This is a genomic window from Psychrobacter glacincola (assembly GCF_904846075.1).
Classification (GTDB): domain Bacteria; phylum Pseudomonadota; class Gammaproteobacteria; order Pseudomonadales; family Moraxellaceae; genus Psychrobacter; species Psychrobacter glacincola_C.
In genome coordinates, this window is record NZ_CAJGZH010000001.1 from 106107 (window position 1) to 131312 (window position 25206).

Here is a 25206-nt window from a genome sequence, read left to right on the forward strand (position 1 = left end):
ATCTTTATCATTCTAACTTTTAATGTAGCACATTTTTGGTGTTAATAATTTCTTAAAAATCATCAATATATGATGTGTATACTTCGGAAAATATGAGAAACACATACTAAAACTTAGAGCATAAAAAAACGACCGCCAAAGCGATCGTTTCTTTTTTCTTTAATCAACTTATTAAAACTTAATGTGAGCACCTAAAGTCAATAGAGTAATATCTTCAGCGACATAATCATATTCAGCTTCAACGCTCATGCTAGGGTTAAAGTTATAGCCCAAACCAATACCACCAGCAACACCACTATCGCTATCGCTTTCACTAACAGTGTTTCCAAGTACGTCACTTAAAGACGCATCAATCTCAGCTTTAGCAAAACCTAACTTGCCTTTGGCATATAAACCAGTATTAGGGAATTGATAACGGTAAGTACCGTAAGCACCATAAGTTTTAAGGTCATATTCACCCTTAAGAAGTCTGGTACCTGTATCAATATCAGTGTCACTAGAGCCTACATATTCAACTTCAGCACCAAAGTTAGGATCAAAGTTATAACCAGCATAAATACCATAAGCAGTAGGATCATCTAGATCATCAGCATCTACCATGAACTTACCAGCTTTTACGCCAACATACGGCTGACCTGCATAGTTAACTGCCGCTTGCGCGCTGACACTCAATAAAGAGCCAACTGATAGGGCGATCAAAGCTTTTTGTAAAGTATTCATATATCTTCCTGTTAAATAAAACTAAAAATACCATCTGAATGAAAATAACAGAGCATATAAGTTAGCTGAACTATTGTCGAATTCGAGATATTAACAGAACCTTATTTCGAATGCACTCTTTTTTAATGACGCTTACAGTGCTTTTTATCGTACAAAAAAACGCACCTCATAGGGTGCGTTTTTTAGTTATCATACTGCTAATCAAAAACTTAGAATTTTAGCTGAGCACCAACAGTCATAAGATCTGCGTCGCTACCTAACATGTCATATTCAGCTTCAACACTGAAGTTTGGGTTAACCGAATAACCAAGGCCTACACCACCTGCAAGGCTGGTATCATCGTTAGAAATGGTTTTTCTATTAGAGTCTTCAACGATATAGTTACCTTCGATTTCAGTCTTAGCAACACCTAGCTTACCTTTGGCATATAGCGCAGTATTTGGGAACTGATAACGATAAGTACCATACGCGCCATAGCTCTTGGCATCGATATCACCGTTATAATAATCGGCATCGCCTGAACCTACATATTCTGCTTCGATACCAAAGTTAGGATCAAAGTTGTAACCACCATAGACACCATAAGCGGTTGGCTTATCAGCACCGTTTACATCTAGGTCAAACTGACCGACTTTTACACCAACGTATGGCTGACCAGTGTAACCGTTGCCATAAGATACGGCGGCTTGTGCACCCATGCTTAATAAAGAACCAGCTGCTAATGCAAGTAACGTTTTTTGTAAAGTTTTCATAGTATTCCCCTAGGGTTATATTTTTAGTTATTTGTCTATAAAGTATCTGGATGAGAAAAGATTATTATTGCCATCTTCTCTCACTCGTTTAGCTGATAAATCGTTTTGGCTTTAGAACTTCAACTGAGCGCCAACAGTAAGTAGCTTGGCATCGACATCACTGTCCATCATTGAGTATTCAGCTTCGACACCAAAGTTAGGATTCACTGAGTAACCAAGACCTACACCACCAGCAAGACCTGTGTCGCTGCTAGAGTTCGAAACTTTGACTGGGCCAACGGTGTAATCACCTTCTACTTCAGTTTTAGCAACCCCTAGCTTACCTTTAGCGTATAAGCCAGTATTTGGGAACTGGTAGCGTGCGGTACCGTATGCGCCATAAGTTTTGGCATCAAGATCACCGTTTCTGTAATCAGCATCGTCCGAACCTACATACTCTGCTTCGACACCAAAGTTTTGATCGAAGTTATAACCACCGTAGACACCATAAGCAGTTGGATCATCTGCATTGTCGATATCTAGATCAAACTGACCGACTTTGACGCCGACATACGGCTGACCAGTGTAACCGTTGCTATAAGAAGTAGCGGCCTGTGCGCCAACAGTTAACAAAGAACCAGCTGCTAGTGCAAGTAGCGTTTTTTGTAGAGTTTTCATTATTAGCTCCTTAAAATCAATTTGGACAAACAAGTTATCTATTTATATTGGCTTTTATAGCCCTATCGCCTTGTTTGCTAACGATGGGTATATAGTAACAAACTATTTCAAGTCGTCTGTCAGTGTTTGATGGTATGAGAGTTAAGATTTGCAAGTATTTATCAGTGCTTGGGTTACAAAGGCAAAGATATGAAATCTTTTGTTACAACCACTGAGTTTATGCAATAATCCCTACTCATTTCATCGCCTTTCTAGCAGAAATAAGCATAAAACAATAAGAGATACCGAATATTTTAAGGTAAAAATAATGACTGGACGTATAACTAGCCGCTTACAAGAAGCGCTTACAGCCCTCAAAGCCACCCAAAAATATCGTCAATTACCCAATCTCCATCATCATGGGCAATACGTTATTAGCGAAGGTCAAACCTTACTCAATATCGCCAGTAACGATTATCTGGGTTTAGGCGGCGACACCGCATTACAAAACGAATTCCTCAGTCAACTAACACTGTTATCAGTCGCACAAGTGCCTAAAATGAGTGCGACGTCCTCACGCTTGCTCACTGGAAATGATGCACAGCTACAAGCGCTAGAGTCTGAGCTGCAGGAATGGTATCAAACCGCTGTCGGCAAACGTGATATCTCTGCCTCAAAATCGGTGTTGGTATTGAATAGCGGCTATCATGCCAATCTTGGTATATTGCCAGCCCTGACAGCCTTGCCAGTCAAAACACTGATCTTAGCTGACAAACTGGTACATGCCAGCATTATCGATGGGTTGCGTTTGAGCCAAAGCAAACTTGTCAGCTATCGTCGTTATCGTCACAATGATTATGAACATTTAGCGACGTTTATTGAGCAAGCAGCGCCAGACATTGAGCGCATCATTATTGTCACTGAGAGCATCTTTAGTATGGATGGTGATCGTGCGGATTTATGTCAACTGGTACACTTAAAAGCTAGCGATGCTCGTATCGAACTGTATGTCGATGAGGCTCATGCCATCGGTGTGTTAGGTCATACAGGATTGGGACTAGCAGAAGAAACGCAGACATTGGCTGATATTGACTATTTGGTCGGTACTTTCGGTAAAGCGTTTGCCTCGGTGGGTGCTTATATCATGTGCGATGATGTCGTCAAGCAATGGCTAATTAACCGCATGCGCCCGCTAATTTTTAGTACTGCATTACCCCCTATCAATCACGCATGGACGCGATTTATTTTAGCAAAAATGCCAATGCTAAATAATCAACGTTTGCATTTAGCGCGGTTGTCTACCAAGCTTAGTCAAGCCATCGACCCAAGATACCGTGTGTCCCAGAACACCCAGCATCCACACTATGACTCACCGATTGTGCCTTACATCTTGGGTGACAATGCCAGCACGCTTGCCAAAGCACAACAATTGCAAGCAGCAGGTTTTTACGCCCTGCCTATCAGGCCACCCACTGTGCCTACAAATACCGCTCGTATCCGTTTGGTGATGAATGCCAAGCTGACAGATGAAGACTGCGAACAATTGATAAGACAATTATAACGCTGTTGTTATACATCAGCGACGTCAGTCCTGCTATCGATTGATAATTGGCTCACTTGGATATAATAAACCGTATGAAAACACTCGCCACGCCTGATAACTTTAGCACCAGAAAACAAACCATCGCTCGTCATTTTGCCAATGCCAGCGACTATGACCAGCATGCCAATATTCAGCAGCAAGTCTGTCAATATTTAATAGACAAACTCACCCACACTGAACACGACAGTGTGCTTGAAGTCGGTGCAGGAACTGGTCAAATGACCCGTCTACTCGCAGCACACATTCAAAGTCAATATTGGCTGATCAATGAATTATGCGCTGAACAAGCGGCTACTTTACAATCCATATTGCCCAATGCTGACATAGCAATTGGCGATGCTGAAACGATGGACTTTGAGGATGAGCATAGCTTGATAATCAGTGCCAATGCTGTGCAATGGTTTGATGATCCCTTAAACTTTGTTGCGCAATCAGCACGCCGCTTGCGAGCTGGAGGTCAACTGCTGTTTAACACTTTTACGCCAAATAACTTTTTGCAAATAAAGACTCTAACGGATCAGGGTCTTCACTATCCCGATATCATTGAGTGGCGATTGGCACTGATTAGTGCTGGTTTTGAGAAAATTGAACTGTCCACTCAGCGTTTCGAGTTACCGTTTGCCAGTCCTTACGCCACCCTAAAACATATGAAGTTGACGGGCGTATCGACCAATCAGACGCAAGTAAAAGCCAACAGCACCCAGCCCTTTATGTGGACCAAGGCACGCTTGCAACAGTTTGAGTCTGATTATTGGCAACATTTTTCGGCGCAAGATGACGCCGGTCAGCCTATCGTTCATTTGACTTATGAAGTACTGATAGTGCGTGCCTTTAAATTGTGAAGATAAGATATAGAGTGGTAGGATATTTCTTATAAATAACAGCCATAAAAAAACGCACCCCGAAGGATGCGTTTTTTGTTTTAATTGCGTTTAGTTACTAAATCACAGTTATTTTTTGTCTTCGTCTACTTCAGTAAACTCAGCATCAACGACGTCATCATCAGCTTGGTTGCTATCTGCTGCATTGTCCGCGCCTTGTTGGAACTGGCTTGGATCCATGCCCTCGCTACCTGCGCCTGCATCAGCATAAATCTTCTGACTAACTGGCAAGAAGGCATTGTCTAATGCTTCAAGCTTGGCTTTGATGTCATCATGATCATCTTCTTTCATTACCGCTTCAAGCTCAGAGATAGCAGCTTCTACTGTTGATTTCTCTTCAGCAGTTACCTTATCTTCAGCGTCTTTCAACGCTTTTTGTACCGCATGAATACGACCATCTGCTTCGTTACGAACTTGCGCTAAGTTAGCGAATTTTTCGTCTTCTGCAGCATTGGCTTCTGCATCACGAACCATTTGCTCGATTTCTTCATCCGTCAAGCCAGAATCTGCTTTGATCTGGATGCTTTGCGCTTTACCCGTACCTTTGTCAGTTGCTGAGATATTCATGATACCGTCAGCATTGATGTCGAAAGTAACTTCAATTTGCGGTAGACCACGTGGTGCTGGTGGAATATCCGTCAAATCAAAACGACCAAGCTGTTTATTTTGGTTAGCGATTTTACGCTCACCTTGATAAACCTGGATGGTCACAGCTGGTTGGTTGTCTTCAGCCGTTGAGAATACCTGTGATTTCTTAGTAGGAATCATGGTATTTTTCTCAATAACTGGTGTCATGACACCACCCATCGTTTCGATACCAAGCGTTAGTGGCGTCACATCAAGTAACAATACGTCTGTTTTTTCACCAGACAATACCGCACCTTGAATCGCAGCCCCTGCCGCTACTGCTTCATCAGGGTTCACATCTTTACGTGGCTCCTGACCGAAGAACTCTTGTACTTTTTGCTGTACTAGTGGCATACGAGTCTGACCACCAACTAAGATAACATCATCGATGTCACCAATTTTTATGCCAGCATCTTCAAGCGCAATCTTACAAGGACCCATGGTACGTTGTACCAACTCTTCAGTTAAGCTCTCAAGTTTTGAGCGACTGATAGTGACCACCAAATGCTTAGGACCATTGCTGTCTGCAGTAATATAAGGCAAGTTCACTTCAGTACTTTGGGCACTTGATAACTCAATTTTCGCTTTTTCTGCCGCTTCTTTTAGACGCTGCATCGCCAATGAGTCACCTTTCAAATTGACATCTTGGTCTTTTTTGAACTCATCAACCAAATAATCAATCAATGCTGAGTCAAAGTCTTCACCACCAAGGAATGTATCACCATTGGTTGCTAAAACTTCAAACTGCTGCTCGCCATCAACGTCAGCGATTTCGATGATTGATACGTCAAAAGTACCACCACCCAAGTCATAAACAGCAACCGTGCTATCGCCTTGCTTCTTGTCCATACCGTACGCAAGAGCCGCAGCTGTTGGTTCGTTGATGATACGTTTTACATCAAGACCTGCAATTTTACCCGCGTCTTTTGTTGCTTGACGTTGTGAGTCATTAAAATAAGCTGGTACGGTTACAACCGCTTCAGTAACAGTTTCACCAAGATAGTCTTCTGCTGTTTTTTTCATTTTTTTCAAGATTTCAGCAGAAACCTGTGGTGGTGCTAATTTTTTACCGTTAATTTCTACCCATGCATCACCGTTATCCGCTTTGGCGATTTTGTAAGGTACCATGCCGATGTCTTTTTGCACGACTTTGTCATCAAAACGACGACCAATCAAACGCTTAATCGCAAACAACGTGTTGTTTGGATTGGTGACCGCTTGACGTTTGGCTGACTGACCCACCAAAATTTCATCGTTTTTATAAGCAACGATAGATGGCGTTGTACGAGTACCTTCAGCATTTTCGATGACTTTGACTTTGTCACCTTCCATCACTGCGACACACGAGTTAGTCGTACCTAAATCAATACCAATTACTTTACCCATAATTATTTGCTCCTAATTTGTTTTAAGTATTTATCTATTCAGACCGTGGTTGATCTCTTGTTGCTATATATATCGGTTTACTTATGGATTTTTTCAAGTCAATCATCATGCAAAATTTGTCTTTCGTGTGACTTTTTGTGAAAACCCTTAATAATAGTAGGGTTTAGCACATTAAAAATCCAATTTTTAGTACTACTGTCCAACACGTACCATGGCTGGGCGTAATAAACGACCGTTCAAGCTATAACCTTTTTGTAATACAGTACCGACAGTATCAGCCTCGGCTTCTTCATCGATACCAACAGCTTCATGAAGATCCGCGTTGAATTTCTCGCCTTGTGGGTCAACCATTTCGACGCCGTTCTTATTTAATACGTCCAATAACGCTTTGTGCGTCAGTCTCACCCCTTCTGTAACAGGGTCATCGGCATGGGCGCTTTCGATGGCGCGTTCTAAGTTATCGACCACTTCTAATAGCTCTTTGGCAAATTTCTGCAAGGCAAAACGCTTGCTCTTATCCGCCTCTTGCTCCATGCGTTTTTGTGCATTGTAAGCTTCGGCATTGGCACGGGCGGTGACTTCTTTAGCTTGCTTCACTTCACCTTCTAGCTCAGCGATACGCGCTTTAAAGGTGTCGAGATCGATTTCATTTTCGATGGTCATCTCTTCACCTGAGTTATGCTTTGGATCAAACTCTTTCATGGTTTCTTCTAAAATACTGTCACTGTGTTCAATATTGTCATGCGCCACATTTTGCTCAGGCGATTCGTGGTTGGTATTTTGCTCGCTCATGATAGCTCCTTAGAATTTTGATAATGACAATTTATATAAGAGGCAACAAGCTCACCATTTGCTAGGGATACTGTCCTCTCATTAAATAATTAACCCGTCTTACACATTGTTGTTATAAGTACCTTCTACTAGCTGTTTGATAAAGGTGATGGAGGTAAATTTCAAGCCTAAGCCAAGGGAATTTTTCTAATTTACAACAAATATTGCCTAAATCTGGATTAAAGTGCTCAAAACAGAATTTCATAGGTGGTAAATGGCTACCCATGCTCGTTAACACAAGCTACAAGAAAGCAGTACTTATTCCAAAAAACTTACCATTGGCACATAAGCCATTACCAAACAATACTCAACTTTATTTTTGATTACTCTACTATTGCTATAAATAGTATGGCTCATGTCAAAGTGAACGCTCATATATGACAACGCATACTGACAATCATCAACGAGAAGTGTTATGTCTAAATCAACCGTGTTATCAATCAACGCGCTATTAAATAAAGCGCTGATGACGATAAAGCTCGCATCAACAGATCGTATAGATAATGATATAAGAGAAGAAAATGGCACTCAAGAGAATCGTTTGACCGTCAAACAAAAAGTACTTAGATATAACCCGTTGACGACTTGCCAGCCGCATACCTTGCACTATGCCATGAAAGGAGTCGGCTATCTGCCAACGTCACTATTAGAGAGCTTGGTTGGTTATTTGAAAGGACCGACCTCAAAACAATACCTGCACGCCGATGCTCACCTGCGTTTGATTCTCGCGGTGAATAGTAAACTTAAAACGCCTCTTGAGCTGACACCAATGCATGAGCTGCGCGAAAGGTTCGCCGCTGACGCCGTGGCGATGCAAGCGCCGCAGGTATGGCAGCAAGCAAGTGACAATATCATCGGCAACATGAAGCGATTTACGAAAAAAAATCAGAAGCTTGTGCATTGGGAAGACAAAGTGATTGCCAACGCTGATGATGGCGATATGACCATTCGCTGTTATCAATTAGACGCTAGCTCTCAGGGCTTAGGGTTCAAAAAAGCGGATACTCATAATTCTGATGAAACAGTGCTGTTATATTTTCATGGGGGTGGATTTTGTATTGGTGATGTCAATACCCATCATGAATTTTGCCACGCGGTTTGTGAGCAGACGGGCTGGCCGATAGTCAGTGTTGATTATCGCTTAGCACCTGAGCATCCAGCACCAGCCGCATTAAAAGACTGTATTACTGCCTATGCTTGGCTGGCTGAGCATTGCCATACCTTAGGTACTTTACCCTCGCGAATCGTGCTAGCAGGCGATAGTGCTGGCGGCGGATTGTCCACTTTGATTGCCCAACAACTTACTGCGCCCTCGCAAATCGCATGGTCAGATCTGGGCATTGCAGGTCAAAAAATGTTCGATTTATTAGAGCGCTTACCAAAGCCACTTGCACAAATGCCTTTGTATCCTGTGACGGATATCGAAACGGATTATCCAAGTTGGGAGTTATATGGCGAGGGATTATTATTGGATCATGCCGATGTGGCTGTATTTGATGCTGCTTGTTTGGATAACAGCCCCTTGCCACGCCAGCATATCCTTAACTGTCCGATGCTTGGTGATAATAGTAAAGTATGCCCGACTTATATTGTCGCCGCAGAATTAGACGTATTACGTGATGAAGCATTTGCTTATGCAAAGCAATTAAAGGTGCATGGTATAGCAGTCGAGACTCATACCATTCTTGGTGCGCCGCATGGTTTTATTCATTTTATGAGTATTCATCAAGGTATCGGACAAGCAACAGACGATATTATTAAAGGGTTTGCGAGTTTTGTGCGTGACGTTATCAATACCCAGTCACAATTAGCGGCATAGTTATCAATATAGTTGTATAAGAGAGTGCCAGTTTACTTAGAAAATATAATGGTACTGCCACTATTTAAACGTTATTTTTTTAAGCATTGTTTTCTTAAATATTACTTTCTTAAACGTTATCTTCAACCTGACCATTCAAAGTGATCAGCCAAATCTCTGAGCGCGAACCCAAGCGAAATGGAATGCCCCAAAAGCCGTAACCAGACGACACCACAAAGTGACTATTATCGATAACCTCATAGCCATAGCCCAAGCGATTGATAGCACTGACAATGAAGTTGGCGGGGAATATCTGACCGTTATGGGTATGCCCAGAGAGCTGCAAATCAATCGGCATTTGGCTGTGCTCGGCAATATCACTTGGTCTGTGGTCTAACAATATCAATGGCTCAGCGCTATTGACCTGCGTCAACAGCTCAGTCGTCGGGACGCGCTGACGCTTATGGTTGTCGAAGCGTCCCATCAACCAAAGTACTTGCCCTTGGTGTGTAAGACGTATGACTTCATCATTTAACAACTGCACGCCAGCAGCACGCAACGCTTGGACAATCGGCTGCTCATGCCCGTATAAATCATGATTACCTAAAGTCGCATAGACCCCATATGGCAGGCTTTCGCATAACTCCGCCAAGTTTTTTGCCATATTATAATCAGTAAATGCTTGCGTATTGTCATCCATAATATCGCCTGGCATCAGTAATATGTCGGCTGTATTTTTTACCATAAGATGATGCAGCCTATCTATTGCACCGCTGCCAAACAGTCTCCCGATATGCAAATCGCTAGCGACCGCAATACGTAATGGCTTAGTCAAAGGTTTATCAATATCAATAGATAACTCACGTACTACAGGCGCATAAGCACTATATAAGGCGTAAACAAATAACCCGACAAATATTGCCAATGCCAATATGCGCAACCCAAAATCGACAGTAGCCGGTGTAGCGAGCGCATCACCAGTTAGCGATGTAATTAGCCAATAGCCACCATAAAATAGACTCGTAACTAAAGCCGTCAATAGCATGAAATGCATAACTAACATCCAACCACTGATCCAGCGATAGCTATTTTTAAATGCTCTATTGACACTGAGTAGCAGCAAACCGTTGGTAATAACGAATACGATGACCCATACCGAAGTTTGCAAATCTGCTGTCTGCCAAGGCTGTAACCACCATTGCACGCTTAAAGCTGCGCCAAAACTAAACAGCTGCAATAGCACAAAAATGGTGATGAAAAATGCGTAGCGCATGAAGAATCCTTGGGTATAATGGCATAAATGCAGTGTATTTTCAGCTGACAAGACGAGCAAAGTAGCTATTAGCCAGCCTAACAGCAAATAAAAACCTCTACTATTTAGATATGGTAGAGGCTTTATCATAGGGGTAACACTGTTTATTTAAATGGCTCATACACCAGACTGCAACGTAATTATCCAAATCTCTGAACGCGTACCCAGTCTAAATGGTACTGGACCGATACCATAACCAGAGGTCACCAAAAACTGCGTATCGGCTATTTTTTTGCTGCCATAGTTTAGTGGTTTCAACCAATCCATCAATAGCGTTAGTGGAAATATCTGCCCGCCATGGGTATGCCCAGACAGATGCAAATCGACTGGCAGGGCGCTGACCTCATCCATCGCGCTAGGACGATGCTCCAAAAATATCACTGGTTTTTCTGTCTCTACTTGCGTTAATAACTCATCTGCTGACAATCTGGTACGATCAATATCATCTGAGCGCCCCACCAGCCATACTGAATCATCTAATAGCACACTCTCATTATCAAGCGCTTTGATGCCCGCCTCTTCCACCGCCTGTGTGATCTGTTGGTCATAACCGAAATAATCGTGATTGCCTAAAGTCGCATAGACGCCAAGCGGTGCCTTTAGCTTTGATAACTGCTCATGCATATTGGTATTATCGTAAGCAATGGTATTGTCATTCATAATGTCACCAGCGATAACCACGACATCGGGATGTTGCGCATCGATAAGGCTTACCATTTTCTTTATCTGTCGATTGCCAAACCATCTACCCAGATGCGTATCAGAGACAAGCGCAATATCCATTGGTTTATCCAGCGGCTTATTTATAGTGACTGTTAAACGGTGTACAACGGGCGAGTAAGCATTAAATATAGCTAAGCCAACAATACTGACATAAATCACCATTGCAAACGCACGAATGGCTCTTGGTCGTGGCTTTTGTTTAAGAGTCAGAGCATAAACCCCTGCAAGTACAGCCGTTAGTAAAGCGGCATAAAGCATAAAACCTTGCAAAATACTAACGACCAGATAGACGTGAAAGCGCTCACCCCAAAACTCAGTTAGACCATAAATGAGAGCCACATTATTAATAATAAAGACAACAGTTATCAGTGCAGCTTTTGCAGCAGTCGTTTTTGGCTTTACAAACCAGCAGAGAAGCACGCTGGTCATAACAGCTAGCAACTGAGTGAAAACAATGAAGAACCACATAATCAAGTCTGCTTAGATAAAGATAAAGCTATCTTACGTGAAAAATTTGATGCTCTGGATATAGCCTCCTTTTTTCCACGAAAACTTCATATGTTTTACGCCCAAGGTGCTGTTGCCACAAAACCAAATAGTGGCCAGTAAAAACGCTTTAACGTTTATCTGGTGCTATTTTACAGACGCCATTGTCACAAGCTTGCATCACCGTTTTGCCATAGAGCAACTTGGTCACCCAATTCGGAATTCTATAGCGATTGCGCGCGACATACGGATAAGCAAAGTCGCCAAGTTGTTTGACCACTGGCAAAAATAACAACGTTGACCATTTAACGCCGCCCGTTCTGTAGAGCAGTCGTACGGCATCCATGTGCGTATACCAATTGCTGTAGCTGTCTTGCACACACATATAAGTCATCGCATCCTTACGGCTGAATCCTGCGACTGCCAACTCATCAACCCCCTCGTCTACAGGAACTAAGTGTATCTTTTCCGGTTGACGTTTTTTCATATTATGCGCCTCGGTGCTGCATATCACGCACGCATCATCGTAGTACATGGTAATGGACAAATTCGCTTGCTCTCTATAACTGTTGATATGATTTTGGATAATCATCTTACGACTCCTTTATGAGTGATACCTCAGTATCAAGACTATTAGATTTTTCGTTCATGTTAACTACTGAATACTGATTGACTGAGGCTAAAAAGGGAATAACTGGCTGCTGCGTCCACTGCGGTGCAGCGGCATCTAAGCGCTTCGCCAGTATTGATAAGTGATTGGTCGGCACCGCTGGAAATAGATGATGCTCGATATGATAGAGCAAGTTAAAGGTCAATAGATTAATCAGTGGATGACGTTCACTGCGGGCATATACCACATCATCACAGCCATGATGGACGCTCCATACGGCAAAGAACCCAACCATCGTGTTGGCCAATATCATCACTAATACGTGATATATCAAAACTGGGTGCATCGTAATAAAAGCGGTGGCAATCACTGCGAAAATGAGCAACATATCACAGGCAACCAGAATGCGATTGCGACGGCTACCATGCGTCAAGCCAAACCACTGAATCGCAATTGAAAAAATCCCGCCTCCTAATATCGCCTGATACCACAGCAGGCGAGCCCAATTACCTTCGACATCGCTGTCACCCAGCGGATCTCTATGATGGTTAAGATGAGTATGCCGAATGGCATGCGTGCTACAAAGCATGGTGATACTCAGCATAAATAGCATTAGCTCTGTGGCGACTTTACTCACCCCTAAAGTGCGGTGATAGCAATCATGCGCTTGCCTGAGTGCAGCAGTAAAAAAGAAAAAAGTCGCCACAAGTGCAAGTAACCACCACCCTTGCCACGCGCTCCACCATGACAATAATAAAAAAGGTAAAGATAAGAAAATATTATAAACAGTCTCGCCAAGACTAAGCTGTCGCAAATCTTGCCATTCAATACTGGCTAACGAAGGATGACGCATGATGTTCTCCTTACTTAGTGATAAGCAGTAGCTATCTTGCTGGTGCGACCACTTAATTTAATCGGCTGTCTTAATTTACTTTATTTCTGTCAATAGTGAAATATATGGATAAATTTTATTTATGTTTAGGTAGTGCTATTAAACCTGTGATGATAGCGCTGACACCGCCATTACAGCAAAATAAAATATCACTTGTCATAGAAGAATTTACAGAGCCATCCCCTATCATGAACCACACTACGAATGAAAACGTGCTCATAAAACCTATTATAAATAAAGGAAAAACCTTCGCTACCGAATTAAAATATATTTTGAATTTAGAGACGATATAACCTGCCAATAATGCTGGTAGTAAACCTCCGAAAAAACCTGATAGGATAAATGCTGGGGCCACCTTGACGAAGAGTAGTGAATCTCGTAGTGGAATGCCAATATCTATCGACATTCCTATCGCTATATATAAAAAGAGAATTAAACCTCCTACCACCCCGCCTAATAATCCATAAGTTCCTATTACTTTACCTTTAGGATAGTTGGGTACAGTAATTGTAGCGTTGATATCAACTTTACTCATAAAAACCCCTCTTTAGGTTTCACATGAAACAAAGAATCCTATGATAAAAAATTACGTTTCACATGAAACAACCTTCATAAGTATCTATGACTTCTGCTCTCCTAAAGCTTGCTTCAGTGTTGGCTGTTTAAAATCATAACCTGCGTCCTGTAATGCTTGTGGTAATACTTTTTGACCATCTATCAATAGTGTCGACATCTCACCAAACATCAGCTTGAGTAAAAAATTCGGTAAGGTAAAAAAGGTAGGACGATGCAGCCATGCTCCAAGCGTTTTGGTAAAAGTATGATTGGTCACTGGATTAGGCGCAGTGAGGTTATATACCAGCACTGGCGTATCATTGATAGTTTCTAACGAGTGATCATCGGTAGTCTGAGTGTCCGCATAATTAGCAAGATGCTTTTCAATTATGAATATCACCGCCCCAACCCAGTCTTCACGACTGATCCAGCTCATGATTTGCTTGCCATCACCCAACTGTCCACCAACACCCATTTTAAATGGGGTTAATAACTTACCGAGCATCCCGCCATCAGGATGGATAACCACACCCGTACGCACGATAGCCACAGGCACGCCATAGTCTGTTGCTGTCAAAGCTAGCTGCTCCCATTCATGACATAATTGATGGGCAAAATCAGTTTTGAAACCACTGCTTTCGGTAAGAGGTTTATCGCCTTGTGCGCCATACCAGCCAATCGCAGAGCCGCTGACCATTAGCTTGGGCTTAATACTGGTGCGCTTCATAAATGCCAATAAGGATTCGGTAGGCTTGATACGGCTGGCGAGCAACTGCTCTTTGCGCGCATCGCTCCAGCGCGAGTCAGCAATGCCTGCGCCTGCTAGATTTAAGATAACATCAAAGCTTTTATCCGAACTCGCTAGCTCATCGTAGGTCATCATGCTGATCGCGTCAGGATGCGTTTGGCTGCTATCGCGTGTTAGCCATGTAATGTGTAAGTCCTTATCCTGCGTACGATAACGTTTGATAAGCTCGTCACTAAAAGCACTGCCTAAAAAGCCTGAGCCACCACTGATTAAAATATTCATGTCCTACTCCCTATATTTTTCGCTTATCGTTTAGTAAAACTTAATCCGTTATAGTTATCGTCTACTTTTTTAGTACTAAGATCAAAATGACTTTTACATACTTTTGGTAAAGCAATGCGGCTGGCAATCGCTGAATTGATTGCGCCAAACAATCCTATACCAATCATAAAGGCCAGTAGCACGCCAACCTCTATCCATGAGTTGATGCCTAAATATAGGATGATTGCACCCATATAACCTGCTGACGTTATAAACCCCACTAAAAATGTCGTGCGTAGACTCTTATGATCACCGCGCCATATATTCTTATAAGCGACGATAACACCCGTTAATAAAGCAGGAATAAAACCAAGCAGACCAACATATAGCAATGGCTGATAACCAATCTGCGCAAAGTCCGCATTCCTAAAAACAAACAATAAACCCAGTTCTGAAATCAACCCACCAATCATACTACCAAGCCCTGCAAACAAAATAATCACTTGTAGATAAGGATACACACCTAACTCATTATTCGTTTTCATTCTATTTATCCCATTAACATTCATCGTTAATTCAGTATAAATACGGCGTTGCCAAAGCCAATGAAATTCATGTGGATAATTGGTGGATAAGTATCTTGATTTTGTTTTGCCTACTGATTAAGCAAAACGCTTACGAATAGGACAGTCACTATCATTACTATTTTGAGATTTATTCTTTAATTGGTTCCAACGATGATTAATAAAATCTATGACGTTAACCATACTTGGCAATACATGTTCTTTGGTCAGATATGGCGTTGCTGCATCTAAACGCTTGGCAAGCGTCGGTAAATGATTGGATGGCACAGCAGGAAAGAGATGATGCTCTACGTGATAAAGCAAATTAAAGGTCAGCAAGTTGACCAAAGGATTGCGCTCAGTTCGGGCGATTGTCTCATCACAATCATGATGCACGCCCCACACCGCAATGATGCCAACACTGGCATTGGCCAACATCATGGTCAATATGTGATACATCAATACTTGCGCTAACATGGTCAGAGCAGGAACAGTTAAAGGAAATACGGTCAGTACGAAGGTAACCAAGACAACTAAACCAATCAAAGCAAACTCTAGCCACGCCAATTTTTGATTGCGACGGCTACTTAGACGCAGTCCTTGACGATAAATATCGAGTCGATAAGTTATCCCGCCGAGCAGCGCTTGCCACCATGAGCCTTTTGCTAGACTGCCCTCAATGTCACTATCGCCCAATGGATTGCGGTGATGTTCCATATGGGTGGCTCGAATGCTGTGCAAACTGGTCATTAGTAGTACGCTGAGCAACAGTAATATTCCAGTAGTCGTGCTTTTAGCTGTCCCTAAACTATGATGATAACCATCATGGGCTTGGCGGAAAGCAGCAGCAAAAAATAAGTAAGAAGTCCCGCATGCTAAGACATACCATGAGTGGCTGGCGAACCACCAAGACAACAATAAAAACGGATAAGGCAAAATAACGTTGTAAGCGATTTGACCGCGCGTTAACTGGCGCAAGTCTTGCCACTCGACTGCAGCAACAGCCTTTTTAATGGCTGGCTTTTTATTAGCGTGTGTCTGATTGACTGTCATTTTACACATCCATTTGTTATTACTATTTTTTGTTGCTGCTATTTTATAGAAACTTATCTCACTTAAACTTAACTGGCTTTTATAGTTATTACATATATTTCTGTCAAAACAGAAATTGTATTGCAAATTTTTTATTTTAAATTACACAGCTATTAACGTAAAACCTTTTTAATACTAGCGCCTAGTTTTAGGACTTTTTTGAGGATGCTTGTGGGCAGTTTAAGCATCTCAGATGACCATGTGGTTAGGGTACTAACGAATTCTTGGGTATCACGAATACGTGACTTTACCTCATTATTTTCATGTTCAAATTCAGGACTGTCCATCAATTCTTGTAAGAACTGTACTGTTGGCTCAAGCTCACGCTTTTGTCGTTCAACCACGATGATGCGTGCCAGCTCCCAAACGTCAGTATTGGTCGTGAAGTGATCGCGACGATCGCCTAATATGGAAACCTTTTGTACTAAGCCCCAATGCTGCAACTCTTTAATACTGTTTGAGACGTTAGAGCGAGCAACACCAAGTGTTTCGGTGATTTCTTCAGCATTTAATGGCTTACCAATGATGAATAACAGCGCATGAATCTGTGACATGGTGCGATTAACACCCCACTGCGAGCCCATTTCACCCCAATGTAAGATAAATTTTTCGGTCACAGGATTTAGTTTCATGATTAATATGTACTCTACTTTATAAGTTTTGATTATTTTATCTACTTATCTTGCGCTATTCTTTTATTTCTGTCAATAGTGAAATCAATAAATGATACTCATCCCTTGGTTGACTGTCATGCGCTAACGAATAACCAAACCCGTGGTTGCGTCACGAATTTGGCTCGGTAAAGTATAGCCTAGAGTGTCAGCCTGCAAGTAGCTGATTTGCTCGCCAAAATATCCATAAGCATCAGTGAAAGTCATAGCAGGCGGTTGCCCTGATGGATTACAGCTTGTGGAAACCAATAGCCCAAATGGGTTTTGAACGTCGACCAGTTGTTGGCACAATTGACGAATCATAGGATGCGCAATAACTCTAACCGCCACTGTTTGATGCTGCCCTGTGATCCAAGGAGGGATAGTCGTTTCAAGTGTCTGAGGGATAGGCAGTAGCCATGTATGGGCTTGCTTACCTTGTAGTTCTATACTGTCAGTATCTGCCTGCCAACTCTTGATGATTTGTTGGCGCAGACCTTCTTCTAAAGGCTCTAGTAACGGCGTTAAACGCTCAGCGCTGTCAGTAATGACGATCATACCTTTGGCTTGTGGACGCTGTTTAATGGATAAAATACGTTGAACGGCTGCTTCGTCATAAGCGTCACAACCGATACCCCAAACGCTTTCGGTGGGATAAGCAAGTAGCTGTCCTTCTTTAAGCCATTTGGCAGCTTGAGTGACAGAATCAGTAATAAAAGATGTGGATTTTTCCATGGCTTAAAGGCTTCAAAAAGGTAGAAATTTAAGCACTCATCATAACATAAGACTAAGAAAAATTAGGGCAGCGAAGTTTAAAGCGACCTTATTAGCAGCTACCTAGGTCGTGTCATCAATTAGCACATTAGTGCGTTTAGTGGTCTTAAAGTGGCTAAATTTTGCTAAACATCGTCAGCAATTTTGTCAATATGTTCATATTAACGGCAATTGCTTCCTTGTTTATCTACAATTTTTCTCATTTTAAGCCTCACAATCTAATTGATGACACGCCCTAGATTGTACTGTCGTCAATCACTTGGCAGTAGATACGTAAAAAGCCTAAAGCGATAGAAAGTACGATTTTAGACGCGCAAATACCGTCCACCTTGCACACTAATGATGCCTAATAATTCAAGCTCCATTAACTGTCCAATCAGCTGTGGTGTGGCAAGTTTGGTAGCGATAATCAGCGCATCTAAATCCTGCCCGTGCCAATCAAGCTGCTCATAAACAAGGGTTAAATGCTCTGGTACGACGATAGCGCTGGGAGCAGATTTGATATTGGATGATGCTAGCTTGCCAGTATCTGCAGTAGAACTGCTAACGTTTTCTGTCTGACTGCGACTCAATGTAGATAAGACAGTTGATTGAAATGAGTGACTGTTATATGGCAACTGACTATTGATATCCTCTAGCACTTGCTGTGGATGATAAATTAAGGTCGCGCCTTCGCGTATTAAGTGATGACAACCTTCAGCATTGCTATTATCAATATGACTTGGAATCGCAAAAACTTGCTTACCCTGCTCCGAGGTTAAACGCGCGGTAATCAGCGAACCACTCTGAATGGTCGCCTCCGTCACAATCGTTGCTAAGCTCAATCCAGCGACCAAACGATTACGCCGTGGAAACGTATGCTTATGTGGCATTGTATGCGGCAACAGCTCACTAATAATACAGCCGCCTTGCTCAATTATTTGGGCAAACAATTTATCATGATGATTGGGATAATTGACCTCAATACCCGTACCCATTACCCCAATCGTTCGACCTTGATATTCAGCATCTGCCTGTGCTAAAGCGCCTAGATGTGCTCGTTTATCGACACCCATGGCAAGACCGCTGGTGATGATATAACCAGCTTGCGCCAAATATTGTGCGATATCAAAGGTGATTTTTTGGGCATGGGCAGTGGGTTTTCGGCTACCGACGATCGCGATTTGCGCTTGACGCAAACGCGCTTTATTGCCTCGGTAAAATAATAAAGGCGGTGGGTCATAGATTTGCGAGAGCTGTGCGGGATAATCAGGCTGGTCGGCGAATAGCAGACCGTAGCGCCCCTCGATGAGTGCTTGCTGAATTTTATCGATACTGGCTTGCGTTTGCTCTGGCTGTTCATGACGGGCAAGATGGCTATGATGAATACCCAGTTGCCGCCACGCATCTACTTTGGCGTACCAAGCAAGCTCTGCTGTGCCAAAAGAAGTAATGAGCTTATGATAAGCAGATAATGATGCATTCACCTCAGTCCACAGCGCCAGTACTGCGCGCTGCTCATCTGATAAAGAAGAAGTAACTGCCATCATAATCATCTAGCTCGTATAGGCTAAGTTAGTATATCCCGTCCAAAAATGAGCATGTTCTCACTTATAGTGTACTCATTTATAGATATGGCGGTGGTAACAGCTGGTCGCCGACGTTTAATGGTAGCTCTGAATCAAGCACATAAGCATAGCTAATATTATCGAAAGTATTGAATACCATGACCATACCGCTTGGCTCATTTGGTAAGCGTACTGGCGTGTCATTGTCTTTGGTATCGCGGATCAAAGCCCCTTTTTGATAGACAGTCAATACATCACCAGGCTTAGCACCATGGGTACTACCTAAATTGATAGCAACAACACTACCCTTCGCCGCTGAGCTGATTGAGTCCATGACTCGGACAATCATGCCACCACGACTGACCGTTGCAGGGGCTGGATAAAACACAGGTGGAATAGAGTTATTCAATTCAACAAATACGCGATCACCTTCACGTACTTCTTTGTCGTAACTGTCGGTGAGCTGCAAACTGCTGACGCCGTTGGTTTCTGTCGAAGTAACCAAACCCGTCGCAACTTGCGTGACCTCTAAACCGATAACTTCTTGGGTTTTTGGCTCAACATATAGCTCTCCTTCACGGTAGATACCATAACGCTGACCGACGATCAGTGGCACACCTTTGGCATACACTTTATCGCCACTAGCGGTAATTAAGTTGCCTTTTTTAGAGGCCAATATATAAGGCGTGGTATTAAAATCTTGTGGATTAACGATGACTGTCTTATCTAACCAGTGTTGAATAGCAGACCACGGAAGCGGTGGAATACTGTTGGCTGTTGAAGTGACTGAGACTGTGCTAGATACCACGTTACCCGTTAACTGCTTTTCAACTCCAGCACAACCTTCGCCAGTATCAACACCAATTAAGGTTTTACCTTGAATCACGCATAAGATAAGGATGTCGTTAGGATAAATAAGATTGGGGTTTTTGATTTGCTTATTGGTTGCCCAGATCTCTTTCCAGCGCCACGGACTGTCTAAATAACGTCCTGATATGTCCCACAACGTATCGCCTTTTTTGACGATATAGCGATTAGGCGCATCCGCTTTGATGGCTGGTGGTGGATTGTTAGCGTGGGCAGCACTCATTAGCATTGCACTACTATATGTCGTGATTAATAGTGTTTTTGCTATCGTTTTTAAGCTCATCTTCATTGTTATATCCACAATATGTACCGCTGTTGTCGCCACAATTAGTACCATTTAGATCTATTACTTAACCTTAATCTTTGACTGTCATTAAAATAGTGACAAGCAATGAGGGTCGTAAAGGGATTTAACCGTACGATTATCATGACGCTTATAGGGCAGCTGTTCAGTGTAATTGGCTGGTATGATTACTAAAAAAGCGTCTAGCAAAATGATGAGTCGCCGACGCTGTTTCTAATATTACAATTATATCTACCATAACACAATCATAAACACTTTATTACAATGGCGTAACTTTTATATGAATATTATTTCTATAGTTCGTCATTGAAATTTACAGAGTCCTTCATGAAAATAAGCATTAAAATCAACTCTGATTTATACTGCATTTGGTATCACATACTGACGAATTTGCTCAGCGACCAGCTCAGCGTTATTATCTAATACCACCACCTGCTGCGGTAAGTCTTCTAAGCCATCGGTATGCGCAGGACGCGCAATTTCTATTTTTCCAACAGCTTCAACTATCGTATCGGCAAACTTAACGGGCAACGCTGTTTCTGCACAAACAATCACTTCACCCTCGCGCTGTAATTGTTTGGCGACTTTGATACCATCGGCCGTGTGCGGATCGACCAATTCACCATACTGCTCATAAAGCGCTTTAATGGTTTGCAAGCGGTCATTATGGGTCGATTTGCCCGCAGCAAAACCGTAGCGAGTGTTAACCGCCTCCATTAAGTCAGACAAATCAAAACCTTGACCAGATTTCACCCCTTCAAATAACTCATGAACACGCGCGCTGTCTTTATCTAATAGTAAATAAACAAAACGCTCAAAGTTAGAGGCTTTAGAGATATCCATCGATGGGCTTGAAGTAATATAGGTTTTTTCAGTCGGCCGCGGCTGATAAACACCTTGATTAAAGAAGTCGTTGAGTACATCGTTTTCGTTGGTTGCGACGATTAAGCGCTCCACGGGCAACCCCATTTCACGCGCGATATGGCCAGCACAAATATTACCAAAGTTACCTGATGGCACGCTAAAACTGACTTTTTCATCGTTGCTTGTAGTGACCGCAAAATAGGCTTTAAAGTAATAAACAATCTGCGCTAGGATACGACCCCAGTTAATAGAATTAACCGTACCTAAATTATAAGCCGCTTTGAACTTAGCATCCTGTTGTAGCGCTTTGACAATATCTTGGCAATCATCAAACATGCCGTCGATGGCGATATTATGAATGTTATCATCGGTCAAGCTATACATCTGCGCGCGCTGGAATTCACTCATTTTGCCGTGCGGTGACAGCATAAAGACTTCGATGTTTTCTTTACCACGCAGGGCATATTCTGCTGCACTGCCTGTATCACCACTGGTCGCACCAATAATGGTGATGCGCGCGTCTTTCTTCTTCAGTACATATTCGAAAGCATTACCCAAAAACTGCATGGCAACATCTTTAAATGCCAACGTCGGACCGTTCGACAAGCCTAAAATGTATAAATTATTGTCAAGTTTGCGGACAGGAACAATCTCATCAGAGCCAAATATCTCAGCGGTGTAAGTACGCTCAATAATATCTTGCAAATCAGCCGCAGGAATATCAGTCGCAAAGCGCTGCATAATTGCCATCGCAAGCTGTGGGTAGCTCAGCGTACGCCATTCATCAAGCGTTGCACTATCAATATTCGGATAATGCTCAGGCAACATCAAACCACCGTCTGGTGCAAGACCCATTAATAACACATCACTAAAATCCATCGGCGCTGTCTGACCACGGGTACTGATATATTTCATTAGATTGTCCTGTCTATAATGAGATTATTAGTTAAAACGGTTTATTCAGCAGTTTTGTGCAGCAAGGCATAATAAAAGCCATCGCCGCTCTCGCTATCAATTGGCAAGCACTGACGACCAATCGCCTGTTCAATACCCCAATTACAATCGTCGCTAAATTCAACGGCTGCTACATTATTATAGTGAGTCATGAAATCTTGCATCTGCTCGACGTTCTCTTGCTTTAGGATAGAGCAAGTGACGTATAAGAGGTAACCACCAACTTTAAGTTGTGGCCATAGATTATGCAAGATATCGGCTTGTAGCAATGCCGTTTGCTCAACGTCTTCTTCAGTACGCAAGATACTGATATCAGGATGACGACGGATTACGCCTGTCGCTGTACAAGGTGAGTCTAGTAATATAGCGTCAAATACGAGCTTACTCTTTTTCTTACCCGCCCCTTGCCATGTGGTCGCATCAGCACAGACAATATTAAGCTCAATATTTTTCTCAGCTTGCTGCAAGTCGTGCTGACTTAAGTTTAAGCGCTGTAAATTAGTATGAATACGCTCGATACGTGGCGCTTCATTATCTATCGCAGTAATCTTAACTTTCGAAATCACAGGCGACGTTTCAGCATCGTCTTGTTTCACGTGAAACAACGAAGACTCATTTGAGCTGATTAATTCTAACCAATGAGCAAGCTTACCACCAGGCGCTGCACAGGCATCTAAAATGCGGATCTCGTTGTTATTGGTGTCTATATCGCCGTCTGCATCATCGTTTTTAACAGTCAGCTTATTAAGTAAAGCTTTATGAATAAGCGGCGCGGCAAGCTGAGCATGCAGATCTTGTACACTAGCCGCTCCTTCAGCGAATTGCGGTAAGGCATTGACTGCGGTGCTTTGATGTAGTCTAAGACCTTTGGTTACTATACTATTAGATGCGGCTGCATCCGATGAGTTGCGTAAATTAAAACCACTCGTTAGCTCAACCAAATCTGCTTCAACTTCAAATTCCACCAAGGCTTGCTGATAATCCTCTACCGAGGTAACCGCTGTATTCACGCGTAAAAACATCGGTGCAGGTTGACGTAAACCCTGCATCAAATCGTCATACTGCTCACTCCAATCTTGCTTAAGCTGATAGGCAAGCCAATTCGGTAAGCTGTGTTTTTTATCACATTTCTTGCGGAACTTACTTGGGTTTTTAGCGACTTTACGCAAGATGGCATTGATTAAACCCGTCGCATGCGCAAATTCGATTTCTTTTGCTGCTTCAACTGTTTCATGAATCGCCGCATGGTCAGCCACTTGCAAATAAAGCAGCTGGGTTAAACCTACTTGAATCGTCGTACGTACTTCTTTTTCATCAATAGAGTTATCAGCCAGACTATCGAGTAGACGCTCAAGGGCGTACCATTGGCGCAACGTGGTTAGCAATAACGCATGAGCAAAGCCTTTATCCCCGTCATGTAAACTGTTTAATAGCGGATCAAGGACGCTCGCTAGCGATTGACCATTTTGAATCGCCAATAAAGTGCGAATCACGCGGACGCGGACGCTGCCATTCATGATAAGGTTACTTGACGGTTTGAGCTTATTGTTTCTTGGCGCAGTGCTTCTCATTAAATTGAATTTCCTTGACGTCTAATAATTAGCGTCTGATAAAAGTTGGATTGTTTGGTATTAAATAACGAATATAAAAATAAATAAGGTTAAGCGGTATTAAACTGATTTAGGAGCAATTATTTTAAGTCTGCTGTGAACTGGTCGCCATCATTTAATTGGTTACCATGGCAGATTTGCTCGGCTGTCATTGGTTTACCACCAGCAAACTGTAATTGGGTGATAGCTAAAGTAGTGGCTGATTGCTCAGTGTTTTCTTTTTTACTAACTTGTTTGCCACAAGCTACCAATATCGCTTTGCGTCCAACGCTGATGACCGTACCAGCAGGCTGATTGGTTTGCTGCGACGGATTCACAGGTAAGCTGGCTAAAATTTTGACGCGCTGCCCTGCCAAAAAAGTATAAGCACCTGGCCATGGCGTTAGTCCACGAATTTGTCGTTCGATAATAGTCGCTGATTGTGTCCAGTCGATTTCACCTTCAGTTTTGACCAGTTTCTCGGCGTAATTGGCTTGACTGTCATCTTGAGCGATAGCCTGAGCTTGATAATGTGGTAAATCTTTTAGCACAGTAATAATGGCGGTCGCACCAAGCTCAGCCATTTTATCATGGAGGCTGGCAGCCGTATCATCAGCCTCAATAGGAGCGCTGATTTTGTAGATCATATCACCTGTATCTAAGCCCTTATCCATCTGCATAATGGTAATACCCGTCTCGCTATCACCCGCCAATAACGCGCGGTGAATAGGTGCTGCACCGCGCCAGCGTGGTAATAAGGACGCATGAATATTAAGGCAACCATAAGTCGGTGTGGTCAATACCCCAATCGGCAATATCAAGCCATAAGCCGCGACAATCATCACATCTGGCTGATAACTACGCAGAGTCTCACGTGCAACCAACCCTTCACTACTAGATTTTTTAAAGGTGAGAGGCTGCTCAACGGCAATATCATGCGCCAATGCGACTTGCTTTACTGCAGAGGCTGATAATTTTTGACCCCGTCCTGCCTTGCGATCAGGTTGCGTATACACAGCGACGATGTCTATATTCAACGCTTCTTGCTGGCTGATAAGCGCCTCAAGACTAACGGCGGCAAACTCAGGAGTGCCAGCAAACGCAACTCTTAAGCGCTTACTAGACGAGCAATCTTTCGTCTTAGATGGCATGGATAAATCGGAGGCAGAAGCAATTGTAGT

At 42.7% G+C, this 25206-nt stretch carries 23 protein-coding genes; 3 read left to right on the plus strand and 20 right to left on the minus strand.

All coding sequences use genetic code 11. The features are described from left to right. Positions 1–171 precede the first annotated feature (171 nt). The 3 genes from JMW85_RS00470 to JMW85_RS00480 form a co-directional block, all read right to left on the minus strand. Complete coding sequence (locus JMW85_RS00470; protein WP_060492090.1) at positions 172–720, minus strand: porin family protein; 549 nt, start codon at positions 718–720, stop codon at positions 172–174. Positions 721–929: 209 nt separating this feature from the next. After that, entirely contained in the window at positions 930–1472 is a 543-nt protein-coding gene (locus tag JMW85_RS00475; RefSeq protein ID WP_045447596.1) for a porin family protein, read from the minus strand. A 111-nt stretch (positions 1473–1583) separates the two neighbouring features. Then, positions 1584–2129 (minus strand): porin family protein, encoded by a 546-nt coding sequence (locus JMW85_RS00480; RefSeq protein WP_193008890.1) that lies wholly within the window; start codon positions 2127–2129, stop codon positions 1584–1586. A gap of 307 nt (positions 2130–2436) precedes the next feature. Between JMW85_RS00480 and JMW85_RS00485 the strand changes: the two genes are divergently transcribed. Both JMW85_RS00485 and JMW85_RS00490 read left to right on the plus strand, forming a co-directional pair. Continuing rightward, complete coding sequence (locus JMW85_RS00485) at positions 2437–3669, plus strand: 8-amino-7-oxononanoate synthase (RefSeq protein ID WP_201580601.1); 1233 nt, start codon at positions 2437–2439, stop codon at positions 3667–3669. A gap of 74 nt (positions 3670–3743) precedes the next feature. Beyond that, positions 3744–4553, plus strand: coding sequence for a methyltransferase domain-containing protein (locus tag JMW85_RS00490; protein WP_201560786.1), 810 nt, complete (start codon positions 3744–3746; stop codon positions 4551–4553). A gap of 108 nt (positions 4554–4661) precedes the next feature. On the opposite strand, the gene dnaK is transcribed toward JMW85_RS00490, so the two are convergent. After that, the gene (gene dnaK, locus JMW85_RS00495; protein WP_045447587.1) at positions 4662–6605 is read right to left on the minus strand and encodes a molecular chaperone DnaK; all 1944 of its coding nucleotides are present in this window, start codon (positions 6603–6605) and stop codon (positions 4662–4664) included. A 192-nt stretch (positions 6606–6797) separates the two neighbouring features. After that, positions 6798–7397 carry a nucleotide exchange factor GrpE gene (grpE, locus tag JMW85_RS00500; protein WP_045447584.1) on the minus strand — a complete coding sequence of 200 codons (600 nt, stop codon included), beginning with the start codon at positions 7395–7397 and terminating at the stop codon, positions 6798–6800. A gap of 454 nt (positions 7398–7851) precedes the next feature. Here grpE and JMW85_RS00505 point away from each other — a divergent pair, with 454 nt between their 5' ends. Next, complete coding sequence (locus JMW85_RS00505) at positions 7852–9255, plus strand: alpha/beta hydrolase (RefSeq protein ID WP_201580602.1); 1404 nt, start codon at positions 7852–7854, stop codon at positions 9253–9255. Positions 9256–9364: 109 nt separating this feature from the next. Here JMW85_RS00505 and JMW85_RS00510 read toward each other — a convergent pair whose 3' ends face one another. The 15 genes from JMW85_RS00510 to fmt all read right to left on the minus strand — a co-directional run bounded on the left by JMW85_RS00510 (position 9365) and on the right by fmt (position 25176). After that, positions 9365–10507, minus strand: a complete 1143-nt coding sequence (locus JMW85_RS00510; RefSeq protein ID WP_201580603.1) for a metallophosphoesterase — start codon at positions 10505–10507, stop codon at positions 9365–9367. A 156-nt stretch (positions 10508–10663) separates the two neighbouring features. After that, a complete protein-coding gene (locus tag JMW85_RS00515) occupies positions 10664–11737 on the minus strand; it encodes a metallophosphoesterase (protein ID WP_201580604.1) in 1074 nt (357 codons plus the stop codon). A 148-nt stretch (positions 11738–11885) separates the two neighbouring features. Further along, positions 11886–12347, minus strand: coding sequence for a thiol-disulfide oxidoreductase DCC family protein (locus tag JMW85_RS00520; protein WP_201580605.1), 462 nt, complete (start codon positions 12345–12347; stop codon positions 11886–11888). A gap of 1 nt (position 12348) precedes the next feature. Further along, positions 12349–13218, minus strand: a complete 870-nt coding sequence (locus tag JMW85_RS00525; protein WP_201580606.1) for a fatty acid desaturase family protein — start codon at positions 13216–13218, stop codon at positions 12349–12351. A gap of 115 nt (positions 13219–13333) precedes the next feature. Further along, positions 13334–13792 (minus strand): hypothetical protein, encoded by a 459-nt coding sequence (locus JMW85_RS00530; RefSeq protein WP_201580607.1) that lies wholly within the window; start codon positions 13790–13792, stop codon positions 13334–13336. Between the two features lie 84 nt (positions 13793–13876). Then, positions 13877–14842: a TIGR01777 family oxidoreductase gene (locus tag JMW85_RS00535; protein ID WP_201580608.1), complete on the minus strand. Its 966-nt coding sequence runs from the start codon at positions 14840–14842 to the stop codon at positions 13877–13879. Between the two features lie 23 nt (positions 14843–14865). Continuing rightward, complete coding sequence (locus JMW85_RS00540; protein ID WP_201580609.1) at positions 14866–15366, minus strand: hypothetical protein; 501 nt, start codon at positions 15364–15366, stop codon at positions 14866–14868. A 117-nt stretch (positions 15367–15483) separates the two neighbouring features. Next, positions 15484–16437: a fatty acid desaturase gene (locus JMW85_RS00545; RefSeq protein WP_201580610.1), complete on the minus strand. Its 954-nt coding sequence runs from the start codon at positions 16435–16437 to the stop codon at positions 15484–15486. 152 nt (positions 16438–16589) lie between these two features. Beyond that, positions 16590–17108 (minus strand): GbsR/MarR family transcriptional regulator, encoded by a 519-nt coding sequence (locus JMW85_RS00550; RefSeq protein ID WP_045447558.1) that lies wholly within the window; start codon positions 17106–17108, stop codon positions 16590–16592. Between the two features lie 123 nt (positions 17109–17231). Then, positions 17232–17861 (minus strand): L-threonylcarbamoyladenylate synthase, encoded by a 630-nt coding sequence (locus JMW85_RS00555; protein ID WP_201580611.1) that lies wholly within the window; start codon positions 17859–17861, stop codon positions 17232–17234. A 344-nt stretch (positions 17862–18205) separates the two neighbouring features. Then, positions 18206–19429, minus strand: coding sequence for a DNA-processing protein DprA (dprA, locus tag JMW85_RS00560; protein ID WP_201580612.1), 1224 nt, complete (start codon positions 19427–19429; stop codon positions 18206–18208). Between the two features lie 76 nt (positions 19430–19505). Further along, on the minus strand, positions 19506–20603 hold the full coding sequence (locus JMW85_RS00565) for a LysM peptidoglycan-binding domain-containing protein (protein WP_445322354.1): 1098 nt from the start codon (positions 20601–20603) through the stop codon (positions 19506–19508). Positions 20604–20975: 372 nt separating this feature from the next. After that, positions 20976–22397: a threonine synthase gene (thrC, locus tag JMW85_RS00570; protein WP_201580614.1), complete on the minus strand. Its 1422-nt coding sequence runs from the start codon at positions 22395–22397 to the stop codon at positions 20976–20978. A gap of 41 nt (positions 22398–22438) precedes the next feature. Next, the gene (locus JMW85_RS00575) at positions 22439–24007 is read right to left on the minus strand and encodes a transcription antitermination factor NusB (RefSeq protein ID WP_201580615.1); all 1569 of its coding nucleotides are present in this window, start codon (positions 24005–24007) and stop codon (positions 22439–22441) included. Between the two features lie 119 nt (positions 24008–24126). Beyond that, complete coding sequence (gene fmt / locus JMW85_RS00580; RefSeq protein ID WP_374220444.1) at positions 24127–25176, minus strand: methionyl-tRNA formyltransferase; 1050 nt, start codon at positions 25174–25176, stop codon at positions 24127–24129. Between the last annotated feature and the right edge of the window lie 30 nt (positions 25177–25206).

Bases quoted from the DNA above. Each gene is read 5' to 3' on its own strand.
- JMW85_RS00535 (WP_201580608.1), bottom strand. From the start codon at position 14,842: ATGAATATTTTAATCAGTGGTGGCTCAGGCTTTTTAGGCAGTGCTTTT.
- JMW85_RS00485 (WP_201580601.1), top strand. From the start codon at position 2,437: ATGACTGGACGTATAACTAGCCGCTTACAAGAAGCGCTTACAGCCCTC.
- JMW85_RS00490 (WP_201560786.1), top strand. From the start codon at position 3,744: ATGAAAACACTCGCCACGCCTGATAACTTTAGCACCAGAAAACAAACC.
- grpE (WP_045447584.1), bottom strand. From the start codon at position 7,397: ATGAGCGAGCAAAATACCAACCACGAATCGCCTGAGCAAAATGTGGCG.
- dnaK (WP_045447587.1), bottom strand. From the start codon at position 6,605: ATGGGTAAAGTAATTGGTATTGATTTAGGTACGACTAACTCGTGTGTC.
- JMW85_RS00475 (WP_045447596.1), bottom strand. From the start codon at position 1,472: ATGAAAACTTTACAAAAAACGTTACTTGCATTAGCAGCTGGTTCTTTA.
- fmt (WP_374220444.1), bottom strand. From the start codon at position 25,176: ATGCCATCTAAGACGAAAGATTGCTCGTCTAGTAAGCGCTTAAGAGTT.
- thrC (WP_201580614.1), bottom strand. From the start codon at position 22,397: ATGAAATATATCAGTACCCGTGGTCAGACAGCGCCGATGGATTTTAGT.
- JMW85_RS00545 (WP_201580610.1), bottom strand. From the start codon at position 16,437: ATGACAGTCAATCAGACACACGCTAATAAAAAGCCAGCCATTAAAAAG.
- JMW85_RS00525 (WP_201580606.1), bottom strand. From the start codon at position 13,218: ATGCGTCATCCTTCGTTAGCCAGTATTGAATGGCAAGATTTGCGACAG.
- JMW85_RS00520 (WP_201580605.1), bottom strand. From the start codon at position 12,347: ATGATTATCCAAAATCATATCAACAGTTATAGAGAGCAAGCGAATTTG.
- JMW85_RS00575 (WP_201580615.1), bottom strand. From the start codon at position 24,007: ATGAGAAGCACTGCGCCAAGAAACAATAAGCTCAAACCGTCAAGTAAC.
- JMW85_RS00530 (WP_201580607.1), bottom strand. From the start codon at position 13,792: ATGAGTAAAGTTGATATCAACGCTACAATTACTGTACCCAACTATCCT.
- JMW85_RS00480 (WP_193008890.1), bottom strand. From the start codon at position 2,129: ATGAAAACTCTACAAAAAACGCTACTTGCACTAGCAGCTGGTTCTTTG.
- JMW85_RS00540 (WP_201580609.1), bottom strand. From the start codon at position 15,366: ATGAAAACGAATAATGAGTTAGGTGTGTATCCTTATCTACAAGTGATT.
- JMW85_RS00510 (WP_201580603.1), bottom strand. From the start codon at position 10,507: ATGCGCTACGCATTTTTCATCACCATTTTTGTGCTATTGCAGCTGTTT.
- JMW85_RS00550 (WP_045447558.1), bottom strand. From the start codon at position 17,108: ATGAAACTAAATCCTGTGACCGAAAAATTTATCTTACATTGGGGTGAA.
- dprA (WP_201580612.1), bottom strand. From the start codon at position 19,429: ATGATGGCAGTTACTTCTTCTTTATCAGATGAGCAGCGCGCAGTACTG.
- JMW85_RS00505 (WP_201580602.1), top strand. From the start codon at position 7,852: ATGTCTAAATCAACCGTGTTATCAATCAACGCGCTATTAAATAAAGCG.
- JMW85_RS00565 (WP_445322354.1), bottom strand. From the start codon at position 20,603: ATGAAGATGAGCTTAAAAACGATAGCAAAAACACTATTAATCACGACA.
- JMW85_RS00555 (WP_201580611.1), bottom strand. From the start codon at position 17,861: ATGGAAAAATCCACATCTTTTATTACTGATTCTGTCACTCAAGCTGCC.
- JMW85_RS00515 (WP_201580604.1), bottom strand. From the start codon at position 11,737: ATGTGGTTCTTCATTGTTTTCACTCAGTTGCTAGCTGTTATGACCAGC.
- JMW85_RS00470 (WP_060492090.1), bottom strand. From the start codon at position 720: ATGAATACTTTACAAAAAGCTTTGATCGCCCTATCAGTTGGCTCTTTA.